The organism is Neisseria perflava, from assembly GCF_002863305.2.
GTDB lineage: Bacteria > Pseudomonadota > Gammaproteobacteria > Burkholderiales > Neisseriaceae > Neisseria > Neisseria perflava_A.
On the sequence record NZ_CP136962.1, the window covers coordinates 1,587,305 to 1,599,611 of the forward strand.

Genomic DNA, 12,307 nt, shown 5'->3' on the forward strand with positions numbered 1-12,307 from the left:
TTTTCAGACGGCCTTTCTGTATTTTAGTCGTTTATATATAATCAACTAATAAACTGTTTTATTTTAAATGTTCACTTCAATGACGTTAGAGTATAAAAAACAACCGTTTGTAAGAAAAACAAACAAATAGGCTCCACAAGCAATATCATGACTGTTACAACAATAAAGGAACCCAACAATGTTTCTGATACTGACGGGGCTGATACTGACTTTTTTTGTTTTGTTGTTTATTATTACTTCAATTATTCATAAAAAACAGTTTGCCTATAACACACACCAAGACTATAACTATCCCTCCCTCCCCTCTACCGCGCATGCTACCCTCAAGGGTGGCAGCCTGACTTTACCTGCCACTATCAGCGGGCAAGATACCGTCATTGCCAAAATCCGTATCAAATCCACTTGGGCAGGATTGCTGGTATTGCCTTTTGTTGAAACCATTTCATCCAAAGGCAAATGGAAGCAATATTTCGAATATGGCGCAAAAGGCGTGCGCTATATCAATCTGAGCGACACCTTCTCCGACAGCGACAAAACCATCCGCTTGGAAGGCAAATACCTAACCTTGTCCGATCAAGAAATCGAACTCTCTGTTTACCCACGTGAAAACCTAGATGGGAAAAAAATCCTTGTCCTCGCGCCTCATGCCGACGATGCCGAACTCAGCGCATACGGTTTGTACGAAAAACACGCGGCCAATTCAATGATCTGCACCTTAACCGCCAGCGAAGGCGGCAGCTTTCACTATGGCAATCTTTACAGCACATGCGACTGCGATACTCAGGCACAATATCTGCAAAAAGGCCGAATGCGCGTTTGGAACAGCCTGACCGTTCCCCTTTTGGCCGGTGTGCCGTCTGAAAACATCCTGCAACTGGGCTACTTCGACAGCACTTTGACCGCCATGCGCCAAAATCCGGAAACAGAGATTAAATCGACCAAAATCGATACAACCGACGTCGATATTTTCCGTCGTGCCAATACCTCCCCATTGGCGAAACACTTCAAGCCCGGCTCAACTTGGAACAGCTTGGTGGACAACCTTGGCTATCTGATAGAAACGTTCCAGCCGGATATTATCGTGTCGCCGTCCCCAAATATTGATGCGCATCCCGACCACCAACATACTGCGCTGGCCGCCATCGAAGCCCTACGCAAAATCGATTACCGCCGTGGCAATCTGTTTTTACACACCATACATTATCTGAGCGACGACTTCCCTATCGGCAAAGTAGGTTCCTCCCTCAGCCTGCCGCCATCCACCGAGCAACCGTTTTACTTCCAAAGCATCTATTCCCATCCTTTAGATAAAGAAGAGCAAAACCGCAAACTCCTCGCCCTTGATGCCATGAACGACATCCGCCCCAATTCAGACGGCTATATGCGTTGGAGCACCATGATATTCAAAGGCCTAAACAAACTGCGGCACCACATCCTCCATCTCGACAAAGACTTGGTCAACCGCTTTGTTCGTAGCAACGAATTCTTCTATACCGTCCCCATCAGCGACTTGTACCAAGAAGATACACTGAAACAAATCACTTATCAGGGCAAAGCCCAATAAACCACAAAGGCCGTCTGAAAAGATGTTTCAGACGGCCTTTATCACACCAAATCAAAACAATAAAATCACCGCATTACAAACGAAAAACACCAAGCCCAAATCCAAACGCGGCAACCCAAGTTATAATAAAACCCTTCCCATACGTCCCACATCATCATGCCGATTTACTTCATCGCCGATTTGCACCTGAGCGAATCCTATCCTCAACTGACCGCACTCTTCCAGAAATTTATGCAAGAAAAAGCCGTTCATGCCCAAGCCGTATACATTCTTGGCGACCTTTTCGATTTTTGGATCGGCGATGACGAAAACAGCCCTTTGGTGCAAACCATCAAGCAAACCATCCGCAGCCTGACCGAGCGCGGCGTCGCCTGCTATTTTATCCATGGCAACCGCGACTTCCTCATCGGCAAAACCTTCACCCGCGATACCGGCATGACCTTACTGCCCGAGTACGCCGTGATCGACCTATTCGGCACACCCACCCTACTCTGTCACGGCGACACCCTTTGCACCGACGACCATTCTTATCAAAAATTCCGCCGTACCGTCCATCAAAAATGGCTGCAACGCCTGTTCCTGCTCCTGCCACTCACACTCCGGCTGAACATCGCCACCAAAATCCGCAAGCAGAGCAAACAGGACAAGCAACACAAAACCGCCGACATCATGGACGTTAATCCAACCTTTACCCACGAAACCGTCCAACGCTTCCACACTCCCCTGCTCATCCACGGCCATACCCACCGCGAAAACATCCATCGCAACGCCGATTACACCCGCATCGTACTTGGCGACTGGCGCAACAATTACGCCTCCATTCTCGAAGTCGATGCCGAAGGCTACCGTTTTATCGCCTTATAAAACATCAGGCCGTCTGAAACCGGTTTCCCGATTGTTCAGACGACCTGACTGACAAATATTCTCAAACAGTTTACGCAAACCAACCGCGTATCCGCTCCAAACCACCAAAGCGCACGCACGCATCCGCATTCGCTTCAGTTTTCGGTTTCGCCCGATAAGCAATGCCGAATCCCGCCTCCCGTATCATCGGAATATCGTTCGCACCATCACCCATCGCCACCACCTGCCACGGAGCCAAACCCAGACGCTCACGGTATTCACGCAATAAATCCGTCTTAGCCTGCGCATCGATAATCCGCCCTTTCAGACGGCCTGTCAGCTTGCCGTTTTCCACTTCCAACACATTCGCAAAATGGAAATCCAAGCCCAAACGCCGTTGCAGGCGTTCCGTAAAAAACGTAAATCCGCCCGACACCAGCATAAACTTCACATCATTCCGTTTGCACGCTTCCAACAAAAATTCCGCGCCCGGCGACAGCTGCAACACATTCTCGTACACCTCTTCCAACACGCGCTCGTCCAAACCGGCCAGCAAAGCCACACGCTTACGCAAAGACTGCTCAAAATCCAGCTCGCCGCGCATCGACTGCTCCGTAATCGCTGCCACTTCATCCTTCAGCCCAACACCGGCCGCAATCTCATCTACACACTCAATCGTAATCAGCGTCGAATCCATATCGCTGACAATCAGTCCCAAATCAGCAAAAGCCACATCCGGCAACACCGCACCATCTATCTGCTGCGCAATCAACGCCGCACGCATCTCGTCCGTCAATTCAAAATCATCATCAACCGGCACACGCAACACCGACTTCCCTGATGACGCAGACACCAAACCGCCAAACGCCGACCAGTCGCACGCGCCCAAATCCCTATGTTGCAACACCAAAACTTTCTTCATCTCATTCTCCTCATACCCCAAAACCTTTGCAAACATATCGGGTACACATTCAGCCTAAAACCCCGAAACCGTATTTTTGCAAAGGCCTTAAAAAAACCAAAACAGCATTATAGCCGAACAACCCCGGCAATTTTCAGACGGCCTGTAAACAAATTCAGCTCTAGCTACCAATCCCTGCATCAACTAACCAAGCAATTACTCAAAAATTTGATTTTAGGCAAGCCGACTAAAAATTTTTGCCAGTAACAGGCAACTTCTGTTGATTTTTCTTACAGTTTCGATATAGTTACTTATAGCTAGTTTGGTGCTACTCCTTATATCTAGCTTTCATTGCATTACCACCTCCATTCGTTGCCAACGGCTCCCCTTCCGATGGCAACCTTTTTTTGGCCCGATGGTTTAACAATATCAAAATTGAATGAAATAAATGATTTGAAAATTTATATTTAAAAACAAACCCTTCCTTATCTGCGCACGCATTTCATGCCTTTCAGCTATTTTATCAATCAGTTTGAAGAAGGCCTCACTTTAGCTCAACTCGGTTAGTCAGAAGGTTTCAGCTTTTCCCCCCGACCGACTCAATCAATATGGCAATGTACACATACATCAGAGTAATGCTCAGAGTATGGCTACTCCCAATCACTGATGCCTGCCGTTTTAATTGTCCTTAGCCTACCCTCTATTACCATCATCTCAAGATTCAATCCCTATCTGATAGTTCACTGAATTTGAATGAAAAAATTATTTAACCGTTAAAATGTGCAAAACGCTTGCTTTCAATCCTAACAAAAGATATAGTACTAAGTAACTAGTTCTTATTAATGAGAGCTATTCCTTGGATACTTGCCTCCGGTCCTCCAACCCGGGGGCATTTTTTTACATTTTTATTTTGTGTTCGTATGGATAGGATAAAGACGAAACACCCACCACAAATCAACAGACAAATCGAACCGCAAACTGCGTTTTCCAAACGCTCAGGCCGTCTGAAACCCGCTATCGAATATTATTCATGCCATATTTCAGACGGCCTGTTTAACCCTCTATTGCAAAGCTTGGCACAAGCAGCGCTGACTGACGGCAATTAATTACTATATAATCAAACGCATTGTTACCCCTACAAAGGAGCCACACCATGACCACAAAAATTAAAATTGGTATCGTCGGTGCAACCGGTTATACAGGCGTTGAATTGTTGCGCCTGCTCAGCAGCCACCCCAACGCAGAGGTTACTGCCGTCACCAGCCGAAGCGAAGCCGATATTGCGGTTGCCGACTACTTCCCCAGCCTGCGCGGCATTTACGACCTTGCATTCCAAACGCCCGAAGATGCAGGGCTTGACCGTTGCGACCTCGTGTTCTTTGCCACGCCCAACGGCGTGGCCATGAAAGAAGCACCAGCCCTTGTAGAAAAAGGCGTACGCGTGATTGACCTGTCTGCCGACTTCCGCATTCGAGACATCCCCACATGGGAAAAATGGTACAAAATGACCCATGCCGCGCCGCAACTCGTTTCCCAAGCGGTGTACGGTTTGTGCGAACTTCACAAAGACGACATTGCCAAAGCCATGCTGGTGGCCAATCCGGGCTGCTACCCTACCTGCGTTTCCCTGCCCTTATTGCCGCTGCTTCAGGCTTGCCGTCTGAAAGCCAACGCGCCTCTGATTGCCGACTGTAAATCCGGTGTTTCCGGTGCAGGCCGCAAAGCCAGTACCCACGCCCTATTATGCGAAGCAGGCGACAACTTCAAAGCCTATGGTGTCGGCGGCCACCGCCATCTGCCTGAAATCCGACAAACCCTGTCCGGACTGCAAGACCATGTTTCAGACGGCCTGATTTTCGTGCCACACCTTGTTCCGATGATACGCGGTATGCACGCCACCCTATATCTGCACCTGCAAGAACATACCGATCCTGAAGCTTTGCTGCGCGAATACTACCGCGACAGTCCTTTTGTCGATATTTTGCCTTCAGGTTCGACACCTGAAACCCGCAGCGTGCGCGGCGCCAACCTTTGCCGTATCAGCGCTCAAAGAGCGCCCGATCAAGACGATGTGTGGATCGTTCTTTCCGTCATCGACAACTTGGTTAAAGGCGCAGCCGGTCAAGCCGTGCAAAATATGAATATCATGTTCGGCCTGCCCGAAACCACCGGCCTGACTAATGCACCATTAATGCCTTAATACCATTCTTATTCAAAATACAAGGCCGTCTGAAACAATGATTTTTCAGACGGCCTTTATCGATTCATTCACAAACATCACTCATACACCACGCCGGCAAGCATTTCTTCTTCATTCAAGTTGCCGTACTGTTGCTCCCAATCGTGGGTAGCCTCCACCATATCGCATTCTTTCGCAAAAGCCAGCAGCCTGCCGTCCATCTGATCCAAACTCAAGCTGCCCAAGCGTTCGCATTCCGAAGCCGTCAAATTACCGTCCGCTTCATGCGCTTCCGAAGATCCGAAAGGCAGGGCAAAAAAACCCAGTACCAACGCCAGCAGCACCCAAAAAATATTTTTACGCGAACGAGTCATTTCACACCTCTCATCATAATCATATAGCAGGTTCAAGTCAGAAAAACTAAACCAAATAAAACCAAACTAAGAAAAATCAAATATAAAACTAGAAATATCGATTTATCTAAGACAAAACGAATAATACTAAGAAAAAATAAAATATGCAATACTTTTTCTTAGATTGAGTAATTTTTTTCTTACAATTTTATAAAAACTAAGGTAAAATACACTCAAATCGTCCAAACCATATAAAAAACATACCTCCATAAAGGCATAAACATGGATACCTTTAAAGACCGCCTGGCTTTCTTATGGAAAGATGAAGCCCGCCAAGCCAAAATTGCCGCCGATATTGATATGACCATCGCCGGATTCAGCCGTATCTGGAACGAAGGCGGCCTGCCGAAATCGGAAACGCTAAAAAAAATCAAACAACTTAAAGGCTGCAGCATAGACTGGCTTTTGACAGGCGAGGGTTCTCCCTTTCCTGATTCCGAAGCCCCAAAAGCCACGGCAACCGACACACTGGGTAATCCAGTCGATATAGACGAATTTGTCTTCGTACCGCGTTACGACATCCAGGCCGCGGCTGGACACGGCCAGCTCGTCGGCGACGAACAGCCTATGTTCGCCATGGCGTTCCGACGCTATTGGATTGAAAATTATGTGACGCGCGACATCAAAAATCTTTCCGTTATCTCAGTCAAAGGCGACTCGATGGAAGGTGTACTGAATGATGGCGACACCATCCTCATCAACCACGGCCAAACCATGCCGCGCGACGGCCTCTATGTTTTGCGCCTCAACGAAAACCTTTTGGTCAAACGCCTGCAACTGATACCCGGCGGCATCGTCAACGTCATTTCTGCCAACGAAGCCTACCCTACTTTTGAAATCGACTTGAAAAACCCGACCGACGATGTTGCCATCATCGGCCGAGTCGAATGGTTTGGCAGAAGCATCTAAATCTGACATACTGGCGCTTGAAATTTCTGCCATGCCCTCCATGTAAGCAGGCAGACCTGTCTGCACAAACTTGCCTTGACTAACGGTTTGCGCGACAATAGTAAAAATATTCATATAAAAGGAATCACATCATGTCAGACGAAAGCCCTATTATCTTTACTGACAGCTGCTGCACCAAAGTTGCCGACTTGATTGCCGAAGAGAACAATCCAGATTTGAAATTGCGCGTATTCGTCAACGGCGGCGGTTGCTCCGGCTTCCAATATGGTTTTACCTTTGATGAAATCAAAAACGACGACGATTTTGAAATCCAGAAAAACGGCCTGACGTTCTTGGTTGACCCGATGAGCTACCAATATTTAGTTGGTGCGGAAATCGACTACACCGAAAGCCTGCAAGGTTCTCAATTCGTCATCCGCAATCCGAATGCAGAGACAACTTGCGGTTGCGGTTCGTCCTTCTCCGTATAAACAATCCGTTTTTGCCACAAAAAACAGGCCGTCTGTATCTTCAGACGGCCTTTTGTGTGAATTTATTTTAAACAATATCAGATTTACCTTATAATAATAATATCGGGCGTGAATATTTACTCTACAATAGACATAACATTGGACATGCATATTTCCATATAAATAAAAAATTATTGTCCAGCCGATTAACGACACAAAGGCAAACCGTACTTGGTCTGCCTGAGACTGCAGCCTCTGTTCCGGCTCGTATCAGAAGCCAAGACAGCTCAAACACAATAACAAAACCTTAGGCTAAACCCATTTGGTTGACGCAGTCGAAATACTCATGGGATATCAATGAGCAAACAAGAAAAATTTTTCGACGTATACGTTTCCTATCCGCCGAACACGGATAGGGAGCTCATCCACGCCTGCCTGTATGAGAACCTGCCTGAAAACGAAGTCGAGAGCCTGATTCAAGCCTTGGCCGAGCGTCCGCAAGCCATTGTGGCCGAGAAATGCACCCAAGACGAGCGCGAAAATGCGCAGCATTACTTCAGCTATTTGGGTTTGGACGTGATCGTCCGTCAGTCTATGGAATTGGAAGCAGTTGAAGAAGAAACTATGTCGGCAGCCAATACTCCCGCCCCTATCCAATGCCCCGTCTGCATGACGATTATTGACGAACTAGATGCACAGGAATGCAAAACCTGTCACTTTGATTTGACAGAAAAAAATGAGCTGGCCATCCAGCGTAAGCGCATTGAATGGCAGGAAAAAATCTCTTTCGAGCATAAAAAACAAACCGAAATTGCCCACAAGCTCAAATACGAACGCGAGCAGGAAGAGAAAAAACTGCGCAAAAAAATCCGTGCCGAGTTGGAATCCCAACTACGCGAAGAGTTAGACCAAAATCCTGAGCTGGCAGCACTTGCAGCGAGGAAGAAAACACAGTTTCTGCTTACAATGGCCATCGTATTCGCCGTTTTGAGCCTGCTTGCACTCGGCTATATTGCTGCAAAATTCTTCTAAACTGATTTCAAAACTTAAGGCCGTCTGAAAAACAGATTTTCAGACGGCCTTTTATATTTATATTGATTGCATCATTCCAATCAAGCCTCTTGCACATCCACATCCACCGACCATCTGATTTTGCCGTCGCGGTTTTGCTGCAACACCTGCACCCACAAACTCACGGCACGATGCAAATCTTGTCGAGATGTCGATTCGAGGAAGATTTGCGCGCGTTCGCGTTCGGCGAGGCGCACCATCAGCATGGGGGCGGCACCAAACTGGGAAACACTTTCAGGCAAAAGCGGGGCGAGGGTTTCTTTGGCGGCGTTGAGAAACTCCATCGCATCGGCAACGCGCGGCGCGTCGGCGCGGATGGCCGTCTGAAAACCGAAGGGCGGCATGGCGAACATTTGCCGTTCGTTCAATTCGTTTTCGGCAAACACGGCGTAGTCCTGCACTTTGACGGCGGCGAAGACGGGATGTTCGGGCAGTTGGGTCTGTATCAACACCTTGCCGGGTTTGTCGGCGCGCCCCGCCCTGCCGGACACCTGCATCAGCTCGGCGAACAGCCTTTCCGGCGCGCGAAAGTCCGCGCTGTACAGGCTGCCGTCGGCGTTCAACACGATAACGAGGTTGAGCCGCGCGAAATCATGGCCTTTGGCAAGCATCTGCGTGCCGACCAGAATGTCGATTTTGTCGTTGGCGATGCGGCGGTACAAATCCGCCCAGTCGTTTTTGTGCGCCGTACTGTCCCTATCGACGCGGACGACGGCGGCCTTGGGCAGGAAGGCGCGCAGTGTTTCTTCGACGCGCTGTGTGCCGTGTCCGACAGCGGTCAGGTCTTGGTTGCCGCAGTCGGGGCATTTGTACGGGATGGGTTCGCGGTGATCGCAGTGGTGGCAGCGCAGTTGGCGGGCGCGTTGGTGCAGCACCATTTTGGCGGAACAGTTCGGGCAGCCGAAGGTATGGCCGCAGTCGCCGCAAAACAGCGCGGGCGCGAAGCCGCGCCGGTTAAGGTACACCAGCGACATGCCGCCCGCTTCAAAGTTCTGTTTTAAAAGCTGCAAGGCTTGCGGCGAGAAGCCGTTGTCGAGTTTCAGACGGCCTACGTTGAGGATTTCCACTTGCGGCAGTTGCGCGGAAGCATGGGCGCGCTCGGTCAGTTGCAGCAGGCGGTACGCGCCGCTTTGCGCCTTGTGCCAACTCTCCAAGCTGGGCGTGGCACTGCCCAACACGACGGGACAGCCGCTCTGCTTCGCCCGCCACACCGCCAAATCGCGGGCATGGTAGCGCAATTCGTTATCCTGTTTGAACGAGCCGTCGTGTTCCTCATCGACCACAATCAGCCCGACATCATCCATCGGTGTGAACACCGCCAGCCGCGTGCCGATGACCAATTTCGCCTGCCCCAACATCGCGCGCAAATAATCCTGCGTGCGCTTGCCTGCCGCCATCTGGCTGTGCAACACGGCGGTCGGTACGTCGGCAAAACGGTTTTCCACCCGCTTCAAAAGCTGCGGCGTGAGGTTGATTTCGGGCAACAGAAACAACACCTGCCGGCCCTGCGCCAACACTTTCGCCATCGCATCGAAATACACCTCGGTCTTGCCGCTGCCGGTGATGCCGTACAGCAGAAACGGCTGAAATTTGCCGAAGGCCGTCTGAATTTCATCGGAAGCCTGTTGCTGGTCGGCATTCAACACAAATTCAGAGTGCGAAGCCTGCCCGTGGTACGACCTCAATACAGGCTTCGCCACTTCCGTCGTTTCAATCCAACCCTGCTCCGCCCAATCTTCGATTAATTTCGCCGCCTGCGCATTTACCTGCTTCAACGCCGCCATCGTCATTCCACCCGACAGCAGCGCGTCCCACAAAGCCGCTTTTTTGTTGAACCGAGCCGGCGGCGGCGTTTGTGCCCTGCCCACTTCGTTCAAAGCATAAAACAACGGCGGCTGCGGCATTTCCACCGCGCGCGTTTCCTTCAAACCTTGCGGCAATGCGGCAAATACAGCCTGCCCGGTCGGATAGTGGTAATAACGCGACGTAAACGCCAACAAATCACGCCAGCTTTGAGGCAACGGCTTTTCTTCCACAAAGGCCGTCTGAACACTCAAAATCCGCGCCGCGTCCATATCGGGCGCAATATCCGTTTCCCACACAATCCCGACCACGGTTTTATTGCGAAAAGGCACAAGCACCCGCGTTCCCGGAGGAAGCGGCTCGGAATGCGAATAAGTCAAAAGGCCGTCTGAAAGCGGCACGTTTACGGCAATACGGTGGTAAATCATACAAACAATCAAATCATTTTTTCGTATTTTAACAGCCGAAAGCTATTTTCAGACGATAAATTGAGCCTCAATACAATGCAGGCATGACAGAGGTTTGATACAATGCCTTACTTTTAACACACGCAAGTCTCTCGCATGAAAACCAAGTTAATCAAAATCTTAACACCGTTTGCCGCCCTTCCTTTGTTGGCATGCGGTCAACCTGCCGTATCCAACGCCAACGCCGCGCCTGCGCCGGCTGCCAAAGCGGAAGCGCCTGCCGACAAATCCGTTGCCGCTTCCTTGAAAGCGCGTTTGGAAAAAGTCTATGCCGCCCAAGATTTGAAAGTTTTGAGCGTCAATGAAACACCGATTAAAGGCATTTACGAAGTTGTCGTCAGCGGCAAACAAATCATCTATACCGATGCCAAAGGCGACTATATGCTCGTCGGCGACCTCATCAACGTCAACACGCGCCAAAGCATGACTGAAGAACGCGCCGCCGATTTGAACAAAATCGACTTCGCTTCCCTGCCTTTGGACAAAGCCATCAAAGAAGTACGCGGCAACGGCAAACTGAAAGTCGCTGTTTTCTCCGATCCGGACTGCCCATACTGCAAACGCTTGGAGCATGAGTTTGAAAAAATGACCGACATCACGATTTATACCTTCATGATGCCGATTCCAAGCCTGCACCCTGATGCCGCGCGCAAAGCCGAGCTGTTGTGGTGTCAGCCTAATCCGACCCAGGCATGGATCGACTGGATGCGCAAAGGCAAACTCCCAAGCGGCAAAGCAAACTGCGAAAACCCTGTTGCAGAAACCACTTCATTGGGCGAACAATTCGGCTTCAACGGCACGCCGACCCTGGTCTTTCCTAACGGCCGCAGCCAAAGCGGTTACAGCCCTATGCCCCACCTCAAAGAAATCATCGAGAAAAACCAGTAATACAGGGTTTAATCTCCATCAAGGACGCTTTACGCGTCCTTTTTTCATGTCGCCCGCCATCAACTGCCTTCAGACGGCCTCGATACAGACAAAGATAAAAAAGGACGTGTCCAACACGTCCTTTTTTCCCTTTACCTTACAGGTAGAATTTTTCAATTACTTTCAGGTTTTCGTCCAATTTGTACACCAGCGGCTGACCGGTTGGGATTTCCAAGCCCATGATGTCTTCGTCGGAAATGCCTTCGATGTGTTTGGCCAAAGCGCGCAGGGAGTTGCCATGTGCCGCAACCAATACACGTTTGCCGCTCAAGATAGCCGGAGCGATTTGGTCTTCCCAGAAAGGCAGGACGCGCTCGAGGGTAACTTTAAGGTTTTCGCCATCGGGAATAACATCGCTAGGCAGGTTGGCATAGCGGCGGTCATTGTGGGCGGAGTGAGGGTCTTTAGGATCAAGCAGCGGAGGCAGGGTGTCGTAGCTGCGGCGCCAGATGTGGACTTGTTCGTCGCCGTATTTTTCTGCGGTTTGTTTTTTATCCATACCTTGCAGCTGGCCGTAGTGGCGTTCGTTCAAACGCCATGATTTGATTTGTGGAACAAACAGTTGGTCGGATTCTTCCAAAACGATGTTACAGGTTTTGATGGCACGGGTCAGAACGGAAGTAAAGGCGATGTCAAACTCGTAGCCCTTCTCTTTCAGCTTTTTACCTGCTGCCGCGGCTTCTGCCAAACCTTGCTCACTCAGCTTGACGTCGCGCCAGCCGGTGAAAAGGTTTTTCGCGTTCCATTCGCTTTGTCCGTGACGGATGAATACTAATTCCAT

At 49.7% G+C, this 12,307-nt stretch carries 12 protein-coding genes; 8 read left to right on the forward strand and 4 right to left on the reverse strand.

The features are described from left to right. Window positions 1–178: 178 nt before the first annotated feature. Both CYJ98_RS07350 and lpxH read left to right on the forward strand, forming a co-directional pair. Complete coding sequence (locus CYJ98_RS07350; protein ID WP_101755991.1) at window positions 179–1,564, forward strand: PIG-L deacetylase family protein; 1,386 nt, start codon at window positions 179–181, stop codon at window positions 1,562–1,564. A 153-nt stretch (window positions 1,565–1,717) separates the two neighbouring features. Continuing rightward, a complete protein-coding gene (lpxH, locus tag CYJ98_RS07355) occupies window positions 1,718–2,428 on the forward strand; it encodes a UDP-2,3-diacylglucosamine diphosphatase (protein ID WP_199903538.1) in 711 nt (236 codons plus the stop codon). A gap of 70 nt (window positions 2,429–2,498) precedes the next feature. Here lpxH and serB read toward each other — a convergent pair whose 3' ends face one another. Next, complete coding sequence (gene serB / locus CYJ98_RS07360) at window positions 2,499–3,329, reverse strand: phosphoserine phosphatase SerB (RefSeq protein WP_079454243.1); 831 nt, start codon at window positions 3,327–3,329, stop codon at window positions 2,499–2,501. Window positions 3,330–4,228: 899 nt separating this feature from the next. Here serB and CYJ98_RS07365 point away from each other — a divergent pair. Both CYJ98_RS07365 and argC read left to right on the forward strand, forming a co-directional pair. Continuing rightward, a complete protein-coding gene (locus CYJ98_RS07365; protein WP_143485308.1) occupies window positions 4,229–4,414 on the forward strand; it encodes a hypothetical protein in 186 nt (61 codons plus the stop codon). A gap of 47 nt (window positions 4,415–4,461) precedes the next feature. After that, complete coding sequence (gene argC / locus CYJ98_RS07370) at window positions 4,462–5,508, forward strand: N-acetyl-gamma-glutamyl-phosphate reductase (protein WP_101755993.1); 1,047 nt, start codon at window positions 4,462–4,464, stop codon at window positions 5,506–5,508. Window positions 5,509–5,585: 77 nt separating this feature from the next. Here argC and CYJ98_RS07375 read toward each other — a convergent pair whose 3' ends face one another. Beyond that, entirely contained in the window at window positions 5,586–5,861 is a 276-nt protein-coding gene (locus tag CYJ98_RS07375) for a hypothetical protein (protein ID WP_003748371.1), read from the reverse strand. A gap of 261 nt (window positions 5,862–6,122) precedes the next feature. Between CYJ98_RS07375 and CYJ98_RS07380 the strand changes: the two genes are divergently transcribed. The 3 genes from CYJ98_RS07380 (at window position 6,123) to CYJ98_RS07390 (ending at window position 8,290) form a co-directional block, all read left to right on the forward strand. After that, window positions 6,123–6,809, forward strand: a complete 687-nt coding sequence (locus CYJ98_RS07380; RefSeq protein WP_101755994.1) for a S24 family peptidase — start codon at window positions 6,123–6,125, stop codon at window positions 6,807–6,809. Window positions 6,810–6,940: 131 nt separating this feature from the next. Further along, entirely contained in the window at window positions 6,941–7,279 is a 339-nt protein-coding gene (gene erpA, locus CYJ98_RS07385) for an iron-sulfur cluster insertion protein ErpA (RefSeq protein WP_003680162.1), read from the forward strand. A 336-nt stretch (window positions 7,280–7,615) separates the two neighbouring features. Further along, entirely contained in the window at window positions 7,616–8,290 is a 675-nt protein-coding gene (locus CYJ98_RS07390) for a hypothetical protein (protein ID WP_101755995.1), read from the forward strand. Between the two features lie 80 nt (window positions 8,291–8,370). Here the strand turns inward: CYJ98_RS07390 and CYJ98_RS07395 are convergent, their stop codons facing one another. Next, entirely contained in the window at window positions 8,371–10,560 is a 2,190-nt protein-coding gene (locus CYJ98_RS07395; protein ID WP_101755996.1) for a primosomal protein N', read from the reverse strand. A gap of 135 nt (window positions 10,561–10,695) precedes the next feature. Between CYJ98_RS07395 and CYJ98_RS07400 the strand changes: the two genes are divergently transcribed. Further along, on the forward strand, window positions 10,696–11,487 hold the full coding sequence (locus tag CYJ98_RS07400) for a DsbC family protein (RefSeq protein WP_101755997.1): 792 nt from the start codon (window positions 10,696–10,698) through the stop codon (window positions 11,485–11,487). A gap of 136 nt (window positions 11,488–11,623) precedes the next feature. Here the strand turns inward: CYJ98_RS07400 and CYJ98_RS07405 are convergent, their stop codons facing one another. Continuing rightward, the gene (locus CYJ98_RS07405) at window positions 11,624–12,307 is read right to left on the reverse strand and encodes a 2,3-diphosphoglycerate-dependent phosphoglycerate mutase (RefSeq protein ID WP_101755998.1); all 684 of its coding nucleotides are present in this window, start codon (window positions 12,305–12,307) and stop codon (window positions 11,624–11,626) included.

Bases quoted from the DNA above. Each gene is read 5' to 3' on its own strand.
- CYJ98_RS07350 (WP_101755991.1), top strand. From the start codon at position 179: ATGTTTCTGATACTGACGGGGCTGATACTGACTTTTTTTGTTTTGTTG.
- serB (WP_079454243.1), bottom strand. From the start codon at position 3,329: ATGAAGAAAGTTTTGGTGTTGCAACATAGGGATTTGGGCGCGTGCGAC.
- CYJ98_RS07365 (WP_143485308.1), top strand. From the start codon at position 4,229: ATGGATAGGATAAAGACGAAACACCCACCACAAATCAACAGACAAATC.
- argC (WP_101755993.1), top strand. From the start codon at position 4,462: ATGACCACAAAAATTAAAATTGGTATCGTCGGTGCAACCGGTTATACA.
- CYJ98_RS07375 (WP_003748371.1), bottom strand. From the start codon at position 5,861: ATGACTCGTTCGCGTAAAAATATTTTTTGGGTGCTGCTGGCGTTGGTA.
- CYJ98_RS07380 (WP_101755994.1), top strand. From the start codon at position 6,123: ATGGATACCTTTAAAGACCGCCTGGCTTTCTTATGGAAAGATGAAGCC.
- erpA (WP_003680162.1), top strand. From the start codon at position 6,941: ATGTCAGACGAAAGCCCTATTATCTTTACTGACAGCTGCTGCACCAAA.
- CYJ98_RS07390 (WP_101755995.1), top strand. From the start codon at position 7,616: ATGAGCAAACAAGAAAAATTTTTCGACGTATACGTTTCCTATCCGCCG.
- CYJ98_RS07395 (WP_101755996.1), bottom strand. From the start codon at position 10,560: ATGATTTACCACCGTATTGCCGTAAACGTGCCGCTTTCAGACGGCCTT.
- CYJ98_RS07400 (WP_101755997.1), top strand. From the start codon at position 10,696: ATGAAAACCAAGTTAATCAAAATCTTAACACCGTTTGCCGCCCTTCCT.
- CYJ98_RS07405 (WP_101755998.1), bottom strand. From the start codon at position 12,307: ATGGAATTAGTATTCATCCGTCACGGACAAAGCGAATGGAACGCGAAA.